At 62.9% G+C, this 21457-nt stretch carries 22 protein-coding genes and 1 pseudogene; 21 read left to right on the top strand and 2 right to left on the bottom strand.

Annotation, left to right across the window (positions count from 1 at the left end; translation table 11 throughout):
• The 17 genes and pseudogenes from Q1M04_RS12220 to raiA all read left to right on the top strand — a co-directional run bounded on the left by Q1M04_RS12220 (position 1) and on the right by raiA (position 13508).
• Positions 1-2193, top strand: coding sequence for a bifunctional (p)ppGpp synthetase/guanosine-3',5'-bis(diphosphate) 3'-pyrophosphohydrolase (locus Q1M04_RS12220; protein ID WP_295755754.1), 2193 nt, complete (start codon positions 1-3; stop codon positions 2191-2193).
• A gap of 204 nt (positions 2194-2397) precedes the next feature.
• On the top strand, positions 2398-2841 hold the full coding sequence (gene dtd / locus Q1M04_RS12225) for a D-aminoacyl-tRNA deacylase (RefSeq protein WP_204790152.1): 444 nt from the start codon (positions 2398-2400) through the stop codon (positions 2839-2841).
• 37 nt (positions 2842-2878) lie between these two features.
• Positions 2879-3289: a hypothetical protein gene (locus Q1M04_RS12230; protein WP_300346325.1), complete on the top strand. Its 411-nt coding sequence runs from the start codon at positions 2879-2881 to the stop codon at positions 3287-3289.
• Positions 3290-3320: 31 nt separating this feature from the next.
• Positions 3321-3941, top strand: coding sequence for an MBL fold metallo-hydrolase (locus tag Q1M04_RS12235; protein ID WP_295755751.1), 621 nt, complete (start codon positions 3321-3323; stop codon positions 3939-3941).
• A complete protein-coding gene (gene hemZ, locus Q1M04_RS12240; protein ID WP_297998928.1) occupies positions 3938-5416 on the top strand; it encodes a coproporphyrinogen dehydrogenase HemZ in 1479 nt (492 codons plus the stop codon). Before Q1M04_RS12235 ends, hemZ begins: the two co-directional genes overlap by 4 nt.
• Before the next feature lie 19 nt (positions 5417-5435).
• Entirely contained in the window at positions 5436-6368 is a 933-nt protein-coding gene (locus tag Q1M04_RS12245) for a uridine kinase (protein WP_297998930.1), read from the top strand.
• A gap of 24 nt (positions 6369-6392) precedes the next feature.
• Entirely contained in the window at positions 6393-6794 is a 402-nt protein-coding gene (locus Q1M04_RS12250; protein WP_293278342.1) for a zinc ribbon domain-containing protein, read from the top strand.
• Between the two features lie 13 nt (positions 6795-6807).
• The gene (locus Q1M04_RS12255; protein WP_297998933.1) at positions 6808-7635 is read left to right on the top strand and encodes a purine-nucleoside phosphorylase; all 828 of its coding nucleotides are present in this window, start codon (positions 6808-6810) and stop codon (positions 7633-7635) included.
• A gap of 140 nt (positions 7636-7775) precedes the next feature.
• Positions 7776-9386, top strand: coding sequence for a polysaccharide biosynthesis protein (locus Q1M04_RS12260; RefSeq protein ID WP_297294390.1), 1611 nt, complete (start codon positions 7776-7778; stop codon positions 9384-9386).
• Between the two features lie 77 nt (positions 9387-9463).
• On the top strand, positions 9464-10267 hold the full coding sequence (gene mazG, locus Q1M04_RS12265; RefSeq protein ID WP_297998935.1) for a nucleoside triphosphate pyrophosphohydrolase: 804 nt from the start codon (positions 9464-9466) through the stop codon (positions 10265-10267).
• A gap of 63 nt (positions 10268-10330) precedes the next feature.
• On the top strand, positions 10331-10606 hold the full coding sequence (locus Q1M04_RS12270; RefSeq protein WP_204790143.1) for an HU family DNA-binding protein: 276 nt from the start codon (positions 10331-10333) through the stop codon (positions 10604-10606).
• A 75-nt stretch (positions 10607-10681) separates the two neighbouring features.
• Entirely contained in the window at positions 10682-10924 is a 243-nt protein-coding gene (locus tag Q1M04_RS12275) for an RNA-binding S4 domain-containing protein (RefSeq protein ID WP_297294392.1), read from the top strand.
• Between the two features lie 130 nt (positions 10925-11054).
• Positions 11055-11336: a YabP/YqfC family sporulation protein gene (locus Q1M04_RS12280; protein ID WP_295755738.1), complete on the top strand. Its 282-nt coding sequence runs from the start codon at positions 11055-11057 to the stop codon at positions 11334-11336.
• Positions 11337-11338: 2 nt separating this feature from the next.
• Positions 11339-11590: pseudogene (gene yabQ, locus Q1M04_RS16210) on the top strand (spore cortex biosynthesis protein YabQ); the annotation flags it as partial.
• A 205-nt stretch (positions 11591-11795) separates the two neighbouring features.
• Positions 11796-12098: a septum formation initiator family protein gene (locus Q1M04_RS12285; protein ID WP_297998938.1), complete on the top strand. Its 303-nt coding sequence runs from the start codon at positions 11796-11798 to the stop codon at positions 12096-12098.
• A 51-nt stretch (positions 12099-12149) separates the two neighbouring features.
• Complete coding sequence (locus Q1M04_RS12290) at positions 12150-12626, top strand: S1 RNA-binding domain-containing protein (protein ID WP_297998940.1); 477 nt, start codon at positions 12150-12152, stop codon at positions 12624-12626.
• A gap of 336 nt (positions 12627-12962) precedes the next feature.
• Positions 12963-13508, top strand: coding sequence for a ribosome hibernation-promoting factor, HPF/YfiA family (gene raiA / locus Q1M04_RS12295; RefSeq protein ID WP_204791663.1), 546 nt, complete (start codon positions 12963-12965; stop codon positions 13506-13508).
• A gap of 176 nt (positions 13509-13684) precedes the next feature.
• Here the strand turns inward: raiA and Q1M04_RS12300 are convergent, their stop codons facing one another.
• Complete coding sequence (locus Q1M04_RS12300; RefSeq protein ID WP_295755733.1) at positions 13685-14719, bottom strand: endonuclease/exonuclease/phosphatase family protein; 1035 nt, start codon at positions 14717-14719, stop codon at positions 13685-13687.
• A gap of 468 nt (positions 14720-15187) precedes the next feature.
• Between Q1M04_RS12300 and Q1M04_RS12305 the strand changes: the two genes are divergently transcribed.
• Positions 15188-15556, top strand: a complete 369-nt coding sequence (locus Q1M04_RS12305) for a hypothetical protein (protein ID WP_297998943.1) — start codon at positions 15188-15190, stop codon at positions 15554-15556.
• Between the two features lie 71 nt (positions 15557-15627).
• Here Q1M04_RS12305 and Q1M04_RS12310 read toward each other — a convergent pair whose 3' ends face one another.
• Positions 15628-16047 (bottom strand): PH domain-containing protein, encoded by a 420-nt coding sequence (locus tag Q1M04_RS12310; protein WP_297294395.1) that lies wholly within the window; start codon positions 16045-16047, stop codon positions 15628-15630.
• Positions 16048-16365: 318 nt separating this feature from the next.
• Between Q1M04_RS12310 and Q1M04_RS12315 the strand changes: the two genes are divergently transcribed.
• The 3 genes from Q1M04_RS12315 to Q1M04_RS12325 are packed head-to-tail and all read left to right on the top strand — an operon-like array spanning position 16366 to position 21237.
• Positions 16366-17772: a citrate synthase gene (locus tag Q1M04_RS12315; protein ID WP_297998945.1), complete on the top strand. Its 1407-nt coding sequence runs from the start codon at positions 16366-16368 to the stop codon at positions 17770-17772.
• 18 nt (positions 17773-17790) lie between these two features.
• Positions 17791-20022 carry a hydratase gene (locus Q1M04_RS12320; RefSeq protein WP_297998947.1) on the top strand — a complete coding sequence of 744 codons (2232 nt, stop codon included), beginning with the start codon at positions 17791-17793 and terminating at the stop codon, positions 20020-20022.
• A 12-nt stretch (positions 20023-20034) separates the two neighbouring features.
• A complete protein-coding gene (locus tag Q1M04_RS12325; RefSeq protein ID WP_297998949.1) occupies positions 20035-21237 on the top strand; it encodes an NADP-dependent isocitrate dehydrogenase in 1203 nt (400 codons plus the stop codon).
• Positions 21238-21457 lie beyond the last annotated feature (220 nt).

A 21457-nucleotide genomic window follows, 5' to 3' on the forward strand; every position in this document is an offset into this window, starting at 1 on the left:
ATGACCGTACAGGAACAGTACGAGCTTTTGGAAAAAACCGTCCGCGGCTACAACCCCGCCGCCGACTTCGACCATATCCGGTCCGCGTTCGAGTACGCCGACCGCTGCCACGAGGGGCAAAAGCGCAAAAGCGGCGAGCCCTATATCATCCATCCCCTGGCCGTGGCCCAAATCGTGGCGGAGGAGCTGAAGCTGGACTCCGAGTCCATCGAGGCGGCCCTGCTCCACGACGTGATTGAGGACACGCCCGCCACCCACGGGGATGTGGCCCGGATGTTCTCGCCCACCATCGCCAATCTGGTGGAGGGGGTCAGCAAGCTGACCCGCATCCAGTACGCCACCAAGGAAGACGAGCAGATGGAGAACCTCCGGAAGATGCTCATGGCCATGAGCAAGGATATCCGGGTCATCCTCATCAAAGTCTCCGACCGGCTCCACAACATGCGGACCATGGAATACCAGTCTCCGGAGAAGCAGAAGCAAAAGTCCCTGGAAACTATGGAGATTTACGCCCCCATCTCCCACCGCCTGGGGATGCAGCGCATCAAGTGGGAGCTGGAGGACCTGTCCCTTAAATATCTGGACCCGGTGGGCTATGAGGAGATCATCACCCGGCTGGACGCCAAAAAGCCGGAGTACGACGCCTTCCTCCTCCGCACCCAGACCCAGATGGACGACCGGCTGACGGAGCTTGGCATCCAGCACATGGTCTACGGCCGCATCAAGCACCCCTACTCCATCTACCGGAAGATGTTCAACCAGAACAAGTCCCTGGACGAGATTTTCGACCTCTTTGCCTTCCGGGTGCTGGTGGACACGGTGGGGGACTGCTACAATGTCCTGGGCGTCATCCACGACATTTACAAGCCCATTCCGGGCCGGTTCAAGGACTATATCGGCACCGAGAAGCCCAACGGCTACCAGTCCCTCCACACCACCGTCATAGGCCCCGACGGCCTGCCCTTTGAGGTGCAGATCCGCACCTGGAAGATGCACGAGGTGGCGGAATACGGCGTGGCCGCCCACTGGAAGTACAAGCAGCACGGCCAGGGAGCGGGCACCGAGGGGAAATACGAGTGGGTCCGCCGCCTGCTGGAGAACCAGGAGGGGGCCGACGCGGAGGAGTATATCCACTCCTTAAAGGTCGACATGTTCGCCGACGAGGTTTTCGTCTTCACCCCCAACGGGGATGTGCAGAACCTCCCCGCCGGGGCCACGCCCATTGATTTCGCCTACGCCATCCACTCCGCCGTGGGCAACCGCATGGTGGGGGCCAAGGTAAACAACCGCATCGTCACCTTTGACCACATCTTAAAAAACGGGGACATTGTGGAGATCATGACCTCCAAGTCCGCCAAGGGCCCCAGCCGGGACTGGATGAAAATCGCCAAGTCCAGCGAGGCCCGGAGCAAAATCCGCCAGTGGTTTAAGAAGGAGAAAAAGGAGGAAAACATCGCCAACGGCCGTTCCTCCTTTGAGCAGGAGCTCAAGCACGCGGGCCTCGCCATGAAGGACGTGACGGACCCGGAGAATCTGCCCCTGCTGCTGAAAAAGGTCACCTACGGCAGCCTGGAGGAGATGTATGCCGCCATCGGCTACGGCGGCTTCACCGCCCAGAAGGCCGTCAGCCGGATGAAGGGGGAGCTGCTGCGCATCGCCCGCCAGCACCAGGCGGAGGAGCTGACCCTCAAGCCCGAGGAGGCCCCCATCCTGGTGCCCGCCAAGCCGGTGAGCAAGAGCGAGCAGGGCATCATCGTGGAGGGGCTGGACAACTGCCTGGTAAAGTTCTCCCGCTGCTGCACCCCCGTGCCGGGGGACGAGATTGTGGGCTTTATCACCCGGGGCTACGGCGTGTCCGTCCACCGGGCGGACTGCCCCAACGCCGCGCCGGAGCGCCGGGCGGGCCAGGAGGGCCGCTGGCTGAAAGTCTCCTGGGGCAAGGATACCAATGAAAGCTATCCCACCACCATCGACGTGATGAGCAAGGACCGGATGGGCTTGATTCTGGATATCTCCACGGCCCTCTCCAGCACCAACACCTTTCTCTCCGGCCTGAACTCCCGGAGCACGGAGGACGGCTTCGCCGTTATCCGCCTGGAAATCCGGGTCCGGGACGGGGCCCAGATGAAGGCCATCATGAACAAGCTGAACCAAATTTCCGGGGTGCTGCAAGTGACGCGCCCCGCCGGATAGCGGCGTCGAAAATTGCGCTCCATTCCGTCCGGCTCCGCCGGACATCCATTCCGCTCCATTTCCTCCGCCTCCCTTCAAGAGGGGACTTCGTCCCCCCTTGAGCATTCCCCCTTCCCTGCGGGGGGACGGGGGACGGGGGCTTGGTTGGGGTGTGGGGCTATGGCGTACAATTATAACGTACAATTATAAAAGGAGGGATTGGCTATGCGCGCGGTTGTCACCCGCGTGAAACACGCGTCGGTTACCATCGAGGGGGCCGTTACGGGCCAAATCGGAGAGGGCTATTTGGTCCTTTTGGGGGTGGCGCCGGCTGATACGGAAGAAACCGCCGTAAAGCTGGCGGAAAAAATCTGCAACCTTCGCATCTTTGAAGATGAGAACGAAAAGATGAACCGGAATCTGGAGCAGGTTGGCGGAAGCCTTCTGGTGATCTCTCAGTTTACTCTCTTTGCGGATACCTCTTCCCGCCGCCCGGGCTTCTCCGGCGCGGCGAAGCCGGATCTGGCCGTTCCCCTCTATGAGAAATTTATGGCCCACTGCCGGGAGCGGGGCTTCACGGTGGAGCATGGGGAATTCGGCGCGAAGATGGACGTGGAATCCCTGAACCACGGCCCGGTGACCATCCTCTTTGATACGGAGAAGCCCTGACCAATTGAATCATCAGAAAGAAAGGACGGGTGCTTTCATGGGGTTGTTTTCCAATTTCTTTCAAAACGAATGTTCTCTGGGCGCCCAGCCTCGCAGCGGCTGGAGCTGGAGCCTGTCGGTGAACGGGATGCCCGTCGCGCATGTTTCCTGGGAGGACGTGACCAAGGCCCTGGACGGCCTCTGTCCCCATGAAGACAGCTTTGTGATTTTAGAGCAGAGGAAGGGGCAGGACTACTGGTTTATTCAAAGCGCCGTGGCCCTGGCGGGCCCCCACACCGGCGAGTATGTGGTCGGCGTGGGCTGGAACGACGACAAGGGCAGGCACTACATGGAGCGCTGCGGCGGAGCCGGGCGGGCCGTGGACATGTTCCGGGCCGCGTGGCAGGGGAAGACCCTGGACTTTTCCGGCTTCGAGGACCAGTCCGACCAGCTCCCCGGCGATTCCTGAGACTATGGAGCCAAGAGAGGAGGAAACTCCAATGAATGTGAAAATGATGCAGGTGGGCCCCTTGGGAACCAACTGCTATATTTTGGAGGATGAGAAAACCCGCGAGGCGGCGGTGATTGACCCCGGCGGGGACGCGCCGGAGATTATCAGGGCTCTGGAGGGGGCAAAGCTTCGCTACATTCTCCTGACCCACGGACACTACGACCACACCGGCGGCGCGGCGGAGCTGGAGCGGGCTTTTCCCCAGGCGGCGCTTTATATCCACCGGAAGGATCTGGAGGACGTGGACCCGTCCCTGTTTCCGCTGCGCACCCAAATCCAGGGCGCGAATCTCTACGACGAGGGGGCCTGGATCGCCTTCGGGGGAGACGCTGTAAAAATCCAGGTCCTTCACACCCCCGGCCACTCCGAGGGCAGCGTCACCCTCCGCTGCGGCGATCTGCTCTTTTGCGGGGACACCCTCTTTGCCGGGTCCTGCGGGAGGACGGACTTCCCCGGCGGCAGCGTGCCCAAGATGCTGGCCTCCCTGCGCCGCCTGGGAGAGCTGGAGGGGGACCTCCAGATCCTTCCCGGCCACATGGACGTCAGCACCTTGGAGAAGGAGCGGCGGCAGAATCCCTACCTCCGCCAGGCCCTGCGGGAGACGACATGAAACTGGAATTTCGCGGCCACGACGAGCGCTACACGGTTGAGCAGAGCCTCTTAAATCTCTTCCCCGGCGAGCTTCCGGTCTATGAGCCGGTCCGGCCTGTCCGGGAGGAGAACTGGGCCATTGTCACCTGGCGGGAGGACGAAGAGCGGGGCCACGCCCTAGTAGAACTGTGCTGGCAGGGAGAGGCCGTTCCCTTCAGCATGGGCGTGCCTTTGGGGGGCCGCACGCCCTACGGGCGGGAGGGCCAAAGGCGCTACGCCATCGGCGCGGCTTTTTTCCGGGCCTATCAGATGCTCACCGGCGGACAGCCCCCCTGGGGGATGCTCACCGGGGTCCGGCCCGACAAGCTGGTGACGGAAGCCCTGACGGCGGGCAGGACGCCCGGCGCGGCCCGGGAGCTGCTGGAGAAAATTTATTATGTCACCCCCCGCCGGGCCGCCCTGGCCCTGGAGACGGGGACGGCGGCCTTTGAGGCCGCGAAAGGTCTGGGCCCCCGGGACATCGCCGTCTATATCGGCATTCCCTTCTGCCCCACCCGCTGCGCCTACTGTTCCTTTGTCAGCCAGTCGGTGGAAAAGAGCTTTTCCCTGGTGGACCCTTACGTGGACGCTCTGGCGGCGGAGATCGAGGCCGGGGGCCGCATGGCCCGGGAGACGGGCTTGAACGTCCGGGCCATGTATATGGGCGGCGGCACGCCCACCACTCTGACCGCCCCCCAGCTGGACCGGGTGCTGACGGCCTTTGAGACGGCCTTCGGCCCCGCCCTGGACGCCTGCGGCGAGATTACCGTGGAGGCGGGACGGCCCGACACCATCACGGCGGAGAAGCTGGCGGTTTTAAAGGCCCACGGCGTTCACCGCATCTCCGTAAACCCCCAGACCATGGAGGAAAGCGTCCTCCGGGCCATTGGCCGCCGCCACAGCCCCGGCGACATCGAAGAAGCCATGGAGCTGGCGGCGAAGTGCGGTTTTCCCCATGTGAACATGGATCTCATCGCGGGACTGCCGGAGGACACGGCGGAGGGCTTCCGCCGCTCCCTGGAGCGCTGCCTGGCGTTTGGCACGGACAACGTTACCGTCCACACCCTGGCGCTGAAAAAGGGCAGCCGCATCCTGCTGGAGGGCCTGGCCATCCCCGGCCCGGAGGCGGTGGGAGAAATGCTGGACTACGCGGAGCCCGCCCTGCGGGAAGCGGGATACGCCCCCTATTACCTCTACCGGCAGAAATACATGTCCGGCAGCTTTGAAAATATCGGCTGGACCCGCCCCGGCGGGGAATGCCTCTACAACATCTATATCATGTCGGAGCTCTGCTCCATCCTCTCCTTCGGCGCGGGAGGGTCCACAAAAATGGTGGACCCGGCCCGGCGGCTGATCCAGCGGCGCTTCAACCCCAAGTTTCCCAAGGAGTACACGGAACGCCCGGACAAACCGCGGTCCAATCAGGCGGATTTCGCCGCCTTCTATGCCAGATGAACGGAAAGGAGCCGAATCCATGTATTCCCTAAAGCAGATCAACGAGGCCATCCGCAGCGACCCCGCCGCCTTCGCCCAGGAGTGCGATGAGCAGTTCGCGAAAAAAGTGGACACCGCCGCCCGGAAGATTGCGGATCACCGGGGGGAGTCCCACATCATCCTCCTCTCCGGCCCCTCCGGCTCCGGGAAGACCACCACCGCGCTGAAAATCGAGGAAAAGCTGGTGGAGATGGGCATTGTGACCCACACGGTTTCCATGGACAACTATTTCAAGACCATGGACCCGGAGACCTTCCCCCGGAACCGGGAGGGAGCCATTGACTACGAGTCCCCCTTCTGCCTGGATGTGGACCTGCTGAACCAGCACTTCGCCATGCTGGACCGGGGGGAGCTGATTCATGTTCCGAAATACGAGTTTGCCCGGCAGATGCGCTCGGACATCTTCGCCCGGCCCATGCGGCTGGGGAAGGACGACATGGCGATTTTCGAGGGCATCCACGCCCTGAACGACATCATCGTGGGAAAGAACCCCAGGGCCTTCAAACTCTATATCGCCGCCCGGAGCGATATTCTGGACGAGGACGGTTCTTTGGTGTTTGACAAGTCCTGGATCCGCCTCTGCCGCCGCATTGTCCGGGACTTCAAGTTCCGGGGCAGCGACGCGGCCTTTACCTTGAAGCTGTGGGAGAACGTCCGCCGGGGAGAGCGGCTGTATATCTCCCCCTACAAGGAAAACGCGGATTTGATGTTCGACTCCTCCCTGGCCCTCAGCGCCAGCGCCCTGAAGCCCTTTGTGGTCCCCCTGCTGGAGGAGCTTCCCAAAGGGAAGTACCAGGTGGTGGAGGACATCCTCCGGGGCCTGGACAAAATTGAGGCCCTGGACGAAAAGCATATCCCCGCCAAGTCCCTGTCCCGGGAGTTCATCGGCGGAAGCCCCTACGACAATCACTAAACGGGAGACGAAAGGAGCGGCACTATGCACAAACAGGAGAAGCTGTATGACCTGCTGGACACCCTCCGCACCGGCGTGGAGGCGGCGGGAACCCTGGCCCTTGGGACCCTGGGCCTGGCCTGTGAGGGGGCGGAGAAGGCGGCGGAGGCCGTGCGGCTCCGCTATCAGGCCGCCCGTGTGGAGGGCGAGATGGACGAGAAGCTGATGGAAGCCGGTGAGATCGTCTATGGCACCCACGCCGGAAACCTGACGGAGTCCGAGGAGCTGCTGGAAAAGCTCCGGGAAATCGACGATCTGAAAGCCCGCCTGGCGGAGCTTAACGAAACCCTGGGGCGGACGCCGGAAGGCCCTGCCTGCCCCAGCTGCGGCGAGGCCGCGCAGGAGGGAGACCAATTCTGCCGCGCCTGCGGCGAAAAGCTGAACTGACAGGAGGATGAATATGGAATTCTACACGTATCAACAGGTTCAGGAGAGCGCTCAGGCTCTCCGGGAAACGCTGAACGGCTTCCAGCCCCAGGTGCTGGTGATTCTGGGCTCCGGCCTGGGGGCCCTGGCGGACGAGATGGAAAGCCCCATCGCCGTGCCCTATGCGGAAGTCCCCCACATGAAGCGCTCCACCGCCCCCGGCCACAAGGGCCAATTTCTCTTTGGAAAGCTGGCGGGCCGGGACGCGGCGGTCATGCAGGGCCGCCTCCACACCTACGAGGGCTGGTCCTTCGCCGACGCGGCCTATCCCGTCCGGGTGGCCCGGGCCCTGGGCGTCAGGACTTTGGTGGTGACCAACGCCGCCGGGGCGGTGAATACCGCCTGGACCGCCGGGGACATCATGCTGATTACGGACCACATCAAGCTCTTCGGCGTCAGCCCTCTCTGCGGGCCCAACATGGACGAGCTGGGCCCCCGCTTCCCGGACATGAGCCACGTCTACACCCCCGCCCTTCAGGAAAAGGCCCGCGCCGCCGCCAAGGCCCAGGGCCTGGACCTCAAGGAGGGCGTCTACATGTTCTTCCCCGGTCCCCAGTATGAGACGCCGGCGGAGGTCAAGGCCGCCCGCCTGCTGGGGGCGGACGCCGTGGGTATGTCCACGGTGCCGGAGGCCATCACCGCCGCCCACTGCGGCATGGGGGTCTTGGGCTTCACCCTCTGCACCAACATGGCGGCGGGCGTGCTGGAGCAGCCCCTCTCCGGCGACGAGGTCATCGCCGCGGGCGAGGCCGCGGGCCCCAAGTTCACCGCCCTGGTGAAGGGCTGCTTAGAACGGCTGTAAGCCTTTGAAAAAGCGGGTTGTGCCGCTGGAGGGAATCTGGTCTAAGGCGGGTCCCGGTCCCATAGAGTGGACAATGGGGCCCGCCCCTCACGGACAGAGGCTGTCCGCGCATTTTTTGAAGTATTTGAGGTATGCTTTCCATGTCGACGAAGAAAAAACAGTCCTTCCTGGGCGGCGCGGCCATCCTGGCCTCCGCAGTGGCCATTGTCAAAGGCATCGGCTTCTTTTACAAGATCCCCCTGAACAACATTCTGGGCGAAGAAGGCAAGACCTACTTCGACTCCGCCTATCAGATTTACAACGTCCTCCTCTCCATCTCCACGGCAGGCCTGCCCCTGGCGCTTTCCAAGCTGGTGTCCGAGGCCCAGGCCCGGGGCCGGGAGAACGAGAAGCGCAAGCTTTTCAGCACGGCCATCTGGATCTTCTTCGCCCTGGGTCTGGCGGGGTTTGCCATCATGTTCTTCGGCACCAGCTGGGTGGCCGCCCGGCTCCATAACGAGAGCGCCTATTGGGCCATCCGGGCGCTGTCCCCGGCGGTGTTCTGCGTGTGCCTTTTGGCCTGTATGCGGGGCTACACCCAGGGCCAGGGGAACATGACCCCCACCGCCGTCTCCCAGGTGCTGGAGGCGCTGAGCAAGCTGGGCATCGGCCTGGCGCTGGCGTGGTATATTTTCCAGGCGGGTATGGGGCAGAAGTTTGTGGCGGCGGGGGCCATCCTGGGCGTGACCATCGGCACCGTACTGTCCATGCTCTTCCTGATCGGCTACCTGCTGACCCACCGCTCCCGGGCGGAGACCCTGGATGTCCCGGAGAGCCGGGGGACCCTGGCCAGGCATATTCTGGTCATCGGGGTGCCCATCACCCTGAGCAACTCGGCCATGAGCATCATCACGCTGGTGGATACCTCCATCGTACTGGGGCGGCTGCAAAACGGCCTGGGCCTGACGGAGGAGGCCGCCTCCGCCCTGAAGGGGGCCTACGGCTACGCCATGGACATGGTGAATCTGCCGCCCTCCTTCGTCTTCCCGGTAACCATGAGCCTGATCCCCGTGGCGGCGGCGGCCCTGGCCCGGCGGGACCACCGGGAAGCGGACCGGATCATCTCCTCCGCCTTCCGCCTCATCGCCATCCTGGCCCTGCCCTGCGGCGTGGGGCTCAGCGTGCTGTCCACCCCCATCATGCGCCTGGTGCTCCCGGCCCAGCCGGAGGCCGCCCTGGCGGCGGGGCCCCATCTGCGGGTTTTGGGCTTTGCCTGTATCTTCATCTGCGTCATGAACCTCACCAACGCCATTTTGCAGACCTACGGCAAGGTGCGCATACCCATTTACACCGTCGTGGCCGGAGGCGTGGTCAAAATCGCGATGAACTATATCCTGGTGGGCACCCCGGAGATCAACATCCACGGCGCGCCCATTTCAACGCTCTGCTGCTATGTTGTCATCGCCCTTTTGAACCTGTTCTTCGTCTGGAAATACTCTCCCACGAAACCCAGGTATTTCCAGCTCTTCTTTAAGCCCGCCGTGGCCACCGCCCTCATGGGCGGCGGAGCCTGGGCCACCCACGGCCTTGTGAGCCGGGTCCTGTCCGGGCACTCCGCCTACGGGGCCAACGCCATTGCCACCCTCTGCGGCATCCTGGCGGGGGTAATCGTTTACGCCATTTTGGTGGTCGCCCTGCGGATTCTGCGGGCGGAAGACCTGAAAACGGTGCCCCATGGGGCAAAATTGGCAAAATTGTTGCATTTGCGCTAAAACGTGCGGAAAATTGACAAAAAATATGGCCTCATACCAACTTTTTTCTCGAAATTTCTTGCAAAGGCGGGCAATCTATGGTAGATTTTCAATGTAAGCGCCGTTACGGCTGGGAGGATTTCCTGGAAATCATGCGGCTGCTCCGGGCGCCGGGGGGCTGCCCCTGGGATGCGGAGCAGACCCACGGGTCCATCCGCCGGAACTTCCTGGAGGAGACTTACGAGGCTCTGGACGCCATCGACCGGGACGACCCGGCAGGCATGTGCGAGGAGCTGGGAGACGTGCTGATGCAGGCGGCCTTCCACGCCCAGATTGAGGCGGAGCGGGGCCGGTTCACCATGGACGACGTCGTCGACGGCGTGGCCCAGAAGCTGGTGTACCGCCATCCCCACGTCTTCGGCACCGTGGAGGTTGCGGACAGCAAGGAGGTCCTGGTAAATTGGGAGGCCCTGAAACGGAAGGAGAAATCCCAGTCCACCACCGCCGACGCCATCGAGTCCGTGCCCCACACCCTGCCCGCCCTCTGGCGGGCGGAGAAAATCGCCGGAAAGACCGCCAAAGCGGGCTTTGACTGGGCCAGCGCTCTCAGCGCCCTGGGGAAGCTGGAGGAGGAGGTCCGGGAGCTGCGGGAGGCCTTGGAGGCCGGCGCCGGAACGGACGAGCCCCACGGCATCCGGGAGGAGCTGGGCGACCTGCTCTTCATCACCGCCAAGGTGGCCCAGATGTCCGGCGTGGACCCGGAGGACGCTTTGCACCGGGCCTGCGACAAGTTTGACGGGCGCTTCCGCCGGGTGGAGGCCATGGCGGACAAGCCTCTGGGCGAATACGCCGAGGCGGAGCTGGTGGAGCTCTGGAAATCCTCCAAAAAAGAGGAGTCTTAACACGCGTTTGCGTTAAGAATAGTAAGATACCAGAACACAAATGATTGCAGGAGGATACCATTCATGAACAAAGCAGAACTCATCAACGTTGTTTCCGCGGCCGCGGAGGTCTCCAAGAAAGACGCCGAGACCGTCATTACCGCTACGCTGGATGCCATCACCGACGCTCTGAAGGAGGGCGAAAAGGTCCAGCTGGTGGGCTTTGGCTCCTTTGAGGTTAAGAAACGCGCCGCCCGCGTGGGCCGGAACCCCAAGACCAAGGAGCCCATCGAAATCCCCGCCTCCACCGTGCCCGTGTTCAAGGCCGGCAAAGTCCTGAAGGACATCGTGGGCGGCTGATTCGGTTAACGCCCTTTTTGAACAGCCGGCAGGCTTTGCCGGCTGTTTATTTTTCCGGAGAAAGGAGGGCGCGCTATGCGCCTGGACAAATATTTGAAGGTCTCCCGCCTTATCAAGCGGCGGACCGTGGCCAACGAGGCCTGCGACAGCGGGCTGGTCTGCGTCAACGGCCGCCCCGCCCGGGCCTCATACGAGGTGAAGGAAGGGGACCAAATCACGCTCCGCCTGGGGGCCCGGGAGGTGACGGTGGAAGTGCTGTCTGTCCAGGAGACGGTGCGGCAGGCCGACGCCGCCGCGCTTTACAGGCAGTTATCCTAGAACCTGGATTCCCAGCCGCCGAACCCGGTCCGGGCGGGTCTTTCCCCGCCCATCCGGCCGTTTTCCCCTATAAACGCAGGTTCTAATCCCGGCCCTCCCGCCATATTCTTTGGACAGGGAGGGACGAACCATGAACGATTACGCTTTGCCCCAAGCCGCCGCCCACCGCCTGGAGCTGGACGGGCGGGAAAGCCTGACCGTCTCCGGCGTGGAGGACGTGGAGCGCTTTGACGAGACCGGCATCGTCATGTCCACCGCCGTGGGAACCCTGGTCGTCACGGGGGAAGACCTTCATATCGGAAAGCTGTCTCTGGACGGAGGCGAGCTTCACGTGGACGGGAGGATCGACTCCCTGACCTATGAGGACCAGGGCTCCGGCCGGGGAGGCTTCCTGGGCCGCCTGTTCGGTTGAGCATGGAAAGCCGGGCAGCCCAGCAGCTGCTGGTGTTCGGGCAGTCCATTCTCCTGGGGCTGTCCGCCGGGCTGCTGTATGATCTGCTGCGCCCCTTCCGGGTGCGGGCTCCCCGGGCCACCGCCCTTTTGGACGGGGCCTACTGCCTGGCGGTGGGCGGGGCCATGTTCCTCTTCCTGCTGCGCCGGGCCGAGGGCCAGCTCCGGGGATTTGTAATCCTGGGAGCCCTGGGGGGCGCGGTCTTGTTTTTCTGCGCTTTTTCGGAGCTTCTGCGCCCTCTGTGGGCTTTTTGGGCGGATACGCTGGCCTTTTTGTGGCGTCTTTTGTGCCTGCCTCTGCGGTGGGCCGGAAATTTTTATAAAAAAACGCTCCGCCGCGGAAAAAACCTCTTTTATTTTTGGCGCAAATGCTTTACAATAAGGAAAAGTGGGTATGGGCCCGGGAAAGGAGAGCGCAGACATGGCAAAGCAGCGAAAAACGCCGAAGGCGGTAAAGCTCCGCACGGGCCTTCTGACCAAGCTGTTAATCGTAATTCTGCTGGCCGCGCTGGTCTGCGAGGTGTACGCCCTGCGGGAGCAGGTCGCGGACGCCGAGACGGAAAAGGCGCGGGTAGCCGCCGAGGTGGAGGGCAAGCGCCAGGAGAACGACGCCCTGGCGACGGACATCGAGGAGGGCTGCACGCCTGAGAAGATGCAGGAGATCGCCCGCCGGGAGCTGGGCTGGCTTTTGCCCGGGGAGTACGTCTTCGACGTGGGCAGCTGACTGGGCCCCGCTTTACCACGCGAATCAAGGGAAGGAGAAACTAGAAACCGTATGGAGCCTCAGGTTGGGAGCATTCTGGAAGGCAAAGTCACCAGCATCATGAAATTCGGCGCCTTCGTGGCGTTGGAAGGAGGCGGCTCCGGGCTGGTACATATCTCGGAGATTGCCAACACCTTTGTGGAGGACGTACACGACCACCTCCAGACGGGGCAGGCCGTAAAGGTCCTTGTCCTGTCCGCGGAGAACGGGCGGGTAAACCTCTCGATTAAAAAGGCCCTGCCCCAGCAGGAGCGGCGGGCCCCCCGTTCCCCCAGGCCCGCCCCGGGCCCCCAGGGCGGCCCCAGGCCGGCGGCGGCCTCCGGGTCCGTCCCGCCGCAGTTCCAGGGCCGGGGAAGGCCGGAGCCCCTGCCGCCGTCCGGGGATCAGGCCTTTGAGGACAAGCTGAAGCGCTTCCTCTCCTCCTCCGAGGGGAAGATGGCGGATCTGAACCGCAGCATGGACGGCAAACGGGGGAGAAGACGGAGATAAAAAAAGAGCAAAAACCGCCCGGAGCCGGGCGGTTTTCTTCATGGCATAAAAAGGAGCCGCACGGACAAACGCCATGCGGCCCAAGCGGGTGGGATATTGGAAAGCTTCCTATATCAAAGTACCATGTTTTCCAGGTCTTGTAAATAGAAAGTTTTGCCGTTTTCCGACTTCTTTTGTCGAAAGCCGCCGCTTGGCGGGTGCGGCGGAAAAATTTTGTGAATCTTTTGAAAAAACGCCGGTTTCCTCTTCCCATTTCAATACAAATATGTTATATTATACAAAAGGGCCTCCGCAACGATCTTACCGGCCCTTTTTCACACGAAAGGAGCGATCTCGATGAAGTACACCTACGCTTGCAAAAAGGTCTCCCTCAACGATTCCATCAAGGCTTACACAGAAAAGAAAATCGCGAAGCTGGAAAAGTATTTCCGGGAGGACACCACCGCGTTTGTGACATTCTCGGTGGAGAAGGACCACCGCTGCACAGTGGAGATCACCGTTCGGAGCGGCGGCGCTCTGCTCCGGGCCCAGACGGAGGCGCCGGACGGCGATATGCGCGGCGCCGTGGACGCCGCCGTGGGCTATATCGAGCGCCAGATTTTGAAGAACAAGACCCGGCTGTCCAAGCGCCTGCGGAGCGAGGGCTTCCCGCCTCCCGCCCCGTCCACCGACTTCGACGTGGCGGAGGAGAAGGAATTCCCCGTGGTCCGCACCAAGCGCTTCGCCGTAAAGCCCATGAGCACGGAAGAGGCCATCCTGCAGATGAACCTGCTGGACCACAGCTTCTTCGTCTTCCGCAGCAGCGAGGACGACAGCCTGTGCATCGTCTACCGCCGGAAGAGCGGCGGCTATGGCCTCATTGTTACGGACGAGGAGGAATAAGCTCCGGTTTGAAAAAACGCCGGGCTTACATGGAACAATACCGGGGGCGCACCGTTCTTGTACGCCCCCGGTTTCTCTTCGGGTTCCAAGCTCCGCCCGGTGATGTGCCCGGCGAAGGCGGCGTTCCTCCTCCCCGCCGGAATCTCCGCCCGGCGGCGTTCGGCCTGGCGGGGTTCTCACTTCAGGGCGCAGGAGGCCCAGACCGCGTTGTGGTCGGAAAGCTCCTCCCCGGTGAACGCCGCCAAAGCGCTGCCGGGCAGGGCGAAGCCGCAGTCCTCCTTCCGGGTGGAGACGGTGCGGCTCTCCCCCGTTTCCAGGCCCCGGACCAGCAGCCAGTCCAGCCGCAGATCCAGATGCCCCCCGCCGGGGAGGGGCTTGCGCCGGGTGGCCGCGGCCCTGTCCGGCAGGAGGCGGTAGCCCGCTTCCTCCGCCGCCGGGAGGCATTCCTCCCAGTCCGCCACATCCTCCAAACACCGGCGCTGGAGCTCAGGGCTTCCCGCCACGGCCCGGATGGCGTCCTTGTCCCGGCCGTCGAAGGTGTTGGTATTCAGGTCCCCGCCCAAAATCACCGGCATACCGGGGAACATGGCCTCCGCCTCCGCCAGCACGGCTGACAGCTGGGCCCGGCGGCCTGGGCCGTGGGTCCGGTTCTCCAGGTGGATGGCGCCCACGCCCACCGGCGTGCCCGCCACGTCCAGCTCCGCCAAAACGGCCAGCCGCCCGCCAATCCGCCGCTGGCGGTCAAAGTACCAGTTGTACTGCTCCGGCAGGCGGACCGCCTTGGCCCGTTTGATGGGCCAGCGGGAGAAGATGGCGTTGCCGTGGAAACCCTTGGAGTCCTCCCCGTTCACCAGCTCGATGAACTCCAGGCCGAACGCCGCGTTCATCCCCAGCCGCTTCGCCAGCTCCAAAGTGGTGTCCTTTCCGCCGGAGCGGACGCAGCCGTCGTCCAGCTCATTGGCCAGAATCACATCGAAGGGCCGGACCGCCGGGCAGGTTTCCAAAAAATCCCCCAGCTCCTCCAGGCACACGCCCCGCTCCATATTGAACACCAGCATCCCCAGGGCCTCCGGGGCCCGCGCCGGGAGCGGTGCCAGATTGTGCACCTCCGCCTGGGAAAATTGGGGAATCTTCCCCATGACCTCCGCTTGGGAGGCTTCTTCCAGCAGCGCCCCCAAGCGCTGCCGCTCCTCGTTGGGCAGTCCCTTCATCGTGATTCTCCTCCTTCTGCTTCCTTGGCGGACCGTACCGCCGGACGATCCGTGCCGAAATTCAAGCTCTTTATTTTTGTATTATAAACGCCGGGCGGATAAAAGGCAAGAACAGCGAACCCTTTTTGACAGGAAAGCGGCAAAGGCCGCCAGAAGTCAAGAATAATTTGCAGTAAATTAGAACAATCAGCAAACCAGCCAAACTGCCCGCACCATTTTTAGGCTATATCACAACAAAATAGGTATAACAACCTAACCGGGCGAGGTTTTCTCGTCCGGTCAGAACAGTTGTATTCACTTTCAGCCGGTCAAGCCGCCCTTTGCTCTTCGTTGAACAGGTCGCTTGCCGACTTCCATCCAAGCAATTTCCGTGGGTAGTTGTTTATCCACCGTTCCGCTTCTTCCACCTGCTCCTTTGTCACCTCGTCAAAGTTTGTCCCCTTCGGGAAGAAGCGGCGGATAACCCTGATGCACCATGTCCCGGTCCTGTACCGGGCGCTGTACCCGATTCTGGTCATCACCCAGACCATCCCCACCGTGGCCCTGGCGGCGCTGCTGGACGAGCCCTTTTCCGCCCTGGACGCCCTGACAAAGCGGGAAATCCACCAATGGTACTTGGGCATGATGGACCAGCTGCGCATGGCGGCGCTTTTCATCACCCACGACATCGACGAGGCCATCCTCCTCTCGGACCGGGTCTGCGTGCTCTCCGGCCGGCCGGGGCGCGTCGCCGCGGAGCTGACAATCCGCCCACCCAGGCCCCGGGACCCGTCCTTCCCGGTCAGCGGGGAATTTTTGGACTATAAAAAGCGGATTCTGTCCCTGCTGGAAGCGTGACCGGACCCGCAGGGAAAAGCGTTACGGCGGAGGGCCGCCCCACTTTGTGGGGCGGCCCTCCGCCGCGAAACTCAGATTTCGTCCTCTTCCGTATCCAGTTCGGCGTCCTCGCCGTACTCCTGGCAGACGGGACCGTCCTCCCCGCCCAAAAGCTCGGTGGCCCGCATGCGGCGCTTGTCCTTGGCCGCCTCCACGTTCTTGTGGATCAGCTCCTTCACCGTCCGGGGGTCCTTCACATTTTTCAGATCCAGGTGCGGAATGCTCTTGTCCGACGACACTACGCACACCGTCCCCACGCCAAAGATACGCTGGCCCAGGCTCATGGTCAGCCGCAGGTCCCGCACACGGTAAAGCAGCACCTCGTCGGACTTCACATTGAGAAAACCCGTCTCGCAGAACAGCCGGTCCTCGCTGAGGCGGTACCGGGTAAACGACAGGGGCATGCCCAGAAAGCGCTTTCGGTCCTTCCACAGATAATCAATGCTCTCCATGCCTTAACCTCCCTTTTCGCCTCAGTATACCATTTTCCGGCACAATGCGCAAGCAAAGTTATGAAAAATGCGGCTCTTATGTTGACCTCACTGGAAGATTATAGTTTTCAGACTGACAGCACCGTCTGTTCTACGTTTTCGGCTCTATGGGGGGCGGCGGCGCTCAAAAAATCAGTTTTCTCTCGAAAACCCGCCGGATAATCGGTGATTTGTGGCATTGAAATCCGGCCCGGAATCCATTATAATGAATCAAATACCCACGGCGGGCCGCCCGCTTCCCGGCGGACTGCCCACACTTTTTAAAGGCGGTTTCCTGATATGTCTTACAAAACCGAACGCGACCTTCACCGGATGCTCCGGCACCAGGAGCTGATCGAGTCCTCCCTCTCCTTCGTCAGCGGCTCCGAGGACTTCATCCGGGACAACGACATCTTCCCCTCCGGCCGGACCGAAAGCGACGTGATGCGGGGCCTCCGGTATCCCAACGGAACCGGCGTCGTCGCCGGAGTCACCAGCATCGGCGACGTGGACGGCTACGACCTGAAGGACGGGAAAAAGATTCCCCGGAAGGGGCGGCTCTTCTACCGGGGCGTCAGCATCGAGGATCTGATTCAAAGCTGTATCCGGGAGGACCGCTTCGGCTTTGAGGAGACGGTGTACCTCCTCCTCTTCGGCCAACTGCCCACGCTCTCCCAGCTGGAGGACTTCCAGGTTCTCATGGCCCGGTGGAGCCAGCTGCCCGGTTATTTCTCCGAGGACATGATCCTCCGCTCCCCCAACAAGAACATCATGAACAAGCTGGCCAGCTGCATCCTGGCCCTCCACTCCCACGACGGCGAGGCGGAGAACAGAAGTCTGGAAAACGAGCTCTTCAAATCCTTCCGCATGGTGGCCCGGACGCCCACCATCGTGGCCCACTCCTACGCCGCCAAGCGGCATTATTTCGACAAGGACAGCCTTTACCTCCACCGGCCCCGGACGGATCTGAGCGTGGCCCAGAACTTCCTCTACACCCTGCGCAAGGACTCGAAATTCGACGACGACGAGGCCAAGCTTCTGGACCTTTGCATGATCCTCCACGCGGAGCACGGCGGCGGCAACAACTCCACCTTCGCCTGCCGGGTCCTCACCTCCACCGGGACGGACTTCTATTCCTCCATCGCCGCCGCCGTGGGCTCTTTGAAGGGCTTCCGCCACGGCGGGGCCAACATCAAGGTGGTGGAGATGATGCAGTATCTGCGAAACGCCGTCCGGGACTGGAAGGACGACGGCCAGGTGAAAGACCAGCTGGTCCGCATCCTCAACCGGGAGCTGGGGGACGGCACCGGCCTTATCTACGGCATGGGCCACGCGGTCTATACCCTCTCGGATCCCCGGGCGGAGATCCTCAAGCAGTTCTCCCGCCACCTGGCGGAAAAGCGGGGCATGGTGGACCAGCTGGACTTCATCGAGTCCGTGGAGCGCTTGGCCCCCCAGGTTTTCCAGGAGGTCCGGGGCATCGACAAGCCCATCTGCGCCAACGTGGATCTCTACTCCGGCTTCGTGTACCGGCTGCTGGGCATCCCCACGGACCTCTACACCGCCATCTTCGCCAGCGCCCGCATGGCCGGCTGGTGCGCCCACCGCATGGAGGAGTGCTGCTCCGACGACCCGCGGATTATCCGTCCCGCCTATAAGACCATCTGCAAACGGGGGGCCTATGTGCCCCTGGCGGACAGAAGTTGATTTCAGGAGGTTTCCGCTATGATCACCCTTCACGACAACGGCGTTTTTCTCTCCAGCGGCCGTCTCCACGCCTCCGCCCCCCTCTCCGCGGAGGAGGGCCGGAAGCGGACCCTGGCCTGGAGCATCCTCCAGGCCCACAGCGTCTCCGGCGACCCGGAGAAGCTTCAGATCCGCTTTGACGCCATGGCCAGCCACGACATCACCTACGTGGGCATCATCCAGCAGGCCCGGGCCTCCGGCATGGGGGCGTTCCCCATTCCCTATGCCCTGACCAACTGCCACAACTCCCTCTGCGCCGTGGGGGGCACCATCAACGAGGACGACCACGTCTTCGGCCTCTCCGCCGCCCGGAAATACGGCGGCATCTATGTCCCCGCCAACCAGAGCGTCATCCACTCCTATGCCCGGGAACAGCTGGCGGGCTGCGGGAAGATGATTCTGGGCTCCGACTCCCACACCCGCTACGGGGCCCTGGGCACCATGGCCGTGGGCGAGGGCGGGCCGGAGCTTTGTAAGCAGCTTTTGAAAAACACCTGGGACGTGCCCTACCCCAAGGTGGCCCTGGTCTACCTCACCGGTGCGCCCAGGCGGGGCGTGGGCCCCCACGACGTGGCCATCGCCCTGGTGAAGGCCACCTTTGAAAGCGGCTTTGTGAACAACTGCGTCCTGGAATTCGCCGGGCCGGGCATCGCGGGGCTGCCCATCGACTACCGCAACGGCGTCGACGTTATGACCACGGAGACCACCTGCCTCTCCTCCATCTGGGAGACCGACGAAGAGACCCGGGGCTTCTACGAGGCCCACGGGCGGGGGGAGGAATACAAAGAGCTCCATCCCGGCGAGTGGGCCTGGTACGACAAGTACATCGAGCTGGACCTCTCCCAAATCGAGCCTATGATCGCCCTGCCCTTCCACCCCTCCAACGCCTGGACCATCCGGGAGTTTTTGGCGGGCGCCCCGGACATTCTGGCAAAGGTGGAGGCGGACGCGCAGAAGCGCTATCCCAAGGCCAAGATCAACCTGGCCCAAAAGGTCCGGGACGGCGGCGTCTGGGCGGACCAGGGGGTCATCGCCGGGTGCGCCGGGGGGCTTTTCGACAACATTACCGAGGCGGCGGACATCCTCCGGGGCGGGAGCTGCGGCGACGGGTACTTCACCCTGGACGTGTACCCCACCAGCGTGCCCGTCAGCCTGGAGCTGACGAAGATCGGGGCCGCGGCGGACCTGCTCCAAAGCGGCGCGGTGATCAAGCCCAGCTTCTGCGGGCCCTGCTTTGGCGCGGGGGACGTGCCCGCCCACAACGGCCTGAGCCTCCGGCACACCACCCGAAACTTCCCCAACCGGGAGGGCTCCAAGCCCGGCGAGGGCCAGTTCGCCGCCGTGTGCCTGATGGACGCCCGGTCCATCGCCGCCACGGCCTTAAACGGCGGAAACATCACCCCCGCCACGGAAGTCGAATACCAGCCCGTCCGGCGTCCCTACCACTTTGACAAGGGCGTGTATGAGAAGCGGGTCTACAACGGCTTTGGCCATCCCCGCCCGGAGGAGGAGCTGATCCTGGGGCCCAACATCACCGACTGGCCCAAGATGCAGCCCCTGGCGGAGAACCTGCTGGTGGAGCTGGCGGCGGTCCTCCGGGACGGCGTGACCACCACCGACGAGCTGATCCCCTCCGGCGAAACGTCTTCCTACCGCTCCAACCCCCTGCGGCTGGCGGAGTTCACCCTGTCCCGCCGGGAACCGGAGTATGTGGGCCGCGCCAAAGAAATCGCAAAGAGCGAGGCCCGGCGGCTGGCCGGGGACGTGCCCGCGCGGCTGCAAGCCCTGCTGGACCGCTGCGGCGCGGACGCGGCGAAAACCCAATTCGGCTCCTGCGTCTTCGCCAACCGCCCCGGCGACGGCTCCGCCCGGGAGCAGGCCGCCAGCTGCCAGAAGGTGCTGGGGGGCTTCGCCAATATCTGCTATGAGTTTGCCACAAAACGCTACCGCTCCAACTGCATCAACTGGGGCATCCTGCCCTTCACCCTGGACGAGGGGGCGGCGTTCCCCTATGAGGCGGGGGACTGCGTGTTTGTTTCGCATATCCGCGCCGCCGTTGCGGAGGGGCGGGAGGACATCCCCGCAAAGGTCCTCAAGGCGGACGGCGGCGAGGCGGACATCCTGCTCCACGTCCGGGGCCTGACGGCGGAGGAACAAGAGATTATCCTGGACGGCTGTCTCATGAACTACTACGCCAAACGAGCCAATTGACGGAGGCGCTTTATGGAAAAAATCAAAATGACCACCCCCCTGGTGGAGATGGACGGAGACGAGATGACCCGCGTTCTTTGGGGGGTAATCAAAGAGAAGCTCATTTTGCCCTTTGTGGATTTGAAGACCGAGTACTACGACCTGGGGCTGCTGAGCCGCAACGCCACAAAAGACCAAATCACCGTGGACGCCGCCCAGGCCGCCCGCCGCCTGGGCGTGGCGGTGAAGTGCGCCACCATTACCCCCAACCGCCAGCGGATGGAGGAATACCCGGAGCTGACGGAGATGTGGAGGTCCCCCAACGGCACCATCCGGGCCATCCTGGACGGCACGGCCTTCCGCTCCCCCATTGTCCTGCCCTGCATCAAGCCTGTCGTGAAAAACTGGGAGGCCCCCATTACCATCGCCCGCCACGCCTACGGCGACATGTACAAGGCCGTGGACATGACCACGGAGGAGCCGGGGACGGCCACCCTCACCTTCCGGGGGGAGAGCGGGGCGGAAAAGACCCTGAACGTCCAGACCGTGGACGGCCCCGCCGTCTGGCAGGGGCAGCACAACCTGGAAACGAGCATCCGGGCCTTCGCCCGCTCCTGCTTCCAGTATGCCCTGAGCCAAAAGCAGGACCTGTGGTTTTCCACCAAGGACACCATCGCCAAGGTCTATGACGGGGAATTCAAGCGTATCTTTGAGGAGGAATACGAGTCCTCCTACAGGGCGGAGTTCGAGAAGCTGGGGATTACCTATTTCTATACCCTCATCGACGACGCCGTGGCCCGGGTGATCCGCTCCAAGGGCGGCTTTATCTGGGCGCTGAAAAACTACGACGGGGACGTGATGAGCGACATGATCGCCGCCGCCTTCGGGAGCCTGGCCATGATGACCTCCGTACTGGTCTCCCCCGACGGGACCATGGAGTTCGAGGCCTCCCACGGCACCGTCACCCGGCACTACTACCGCTACCGCAAGGGGGAAAAGACCTCCACCAACCCCATGGCCACCATCTTCGCCTGGTCCGGGGCCCTGAAGCGCCGGGGCGAGCTGGACGGCCTCCCCAGTCTGGTCCGCTTCGGCGAGAGGCTGGAAGCCGCTTCCCTGAAAACCCTGGAGGACGGGGTCATGACGAAAGACCTCCTGCCCCTGGTGGAGCCGGGCTTCCAGGTCCGGGGCGTGGACAGCTGGGAATTTTTGGACGCCATCGCGGCCAGGCTCTGAGAATACGACACGGAAAACAGTGGCGGCATATGCCGCCGCTGTTTTTGCATATCATTGCTTTTTGGGTAAAAAGGGTTCTGAACAATCCAGGCTCGAAAATGTCAAGGGTTAAATGCAGAAAAATCTAAAATTGTTTTTTGTGCATTATTCACAAAAGCAATTCTACCCCCTCAATACCGGCCTCCTGGGCAAGCTCCAGCAATACCCGTCCGGCACACCT

It is taken from the genome of uncultured Oscillibacter sp. (assembly GCF_950073225.1).
In the GTDB taxonomy this organism is placed as follows: Bacteria; Bacillota; Clostridia; order Oscillospirales; family Oscillospiraceae; genus Oscillibacter.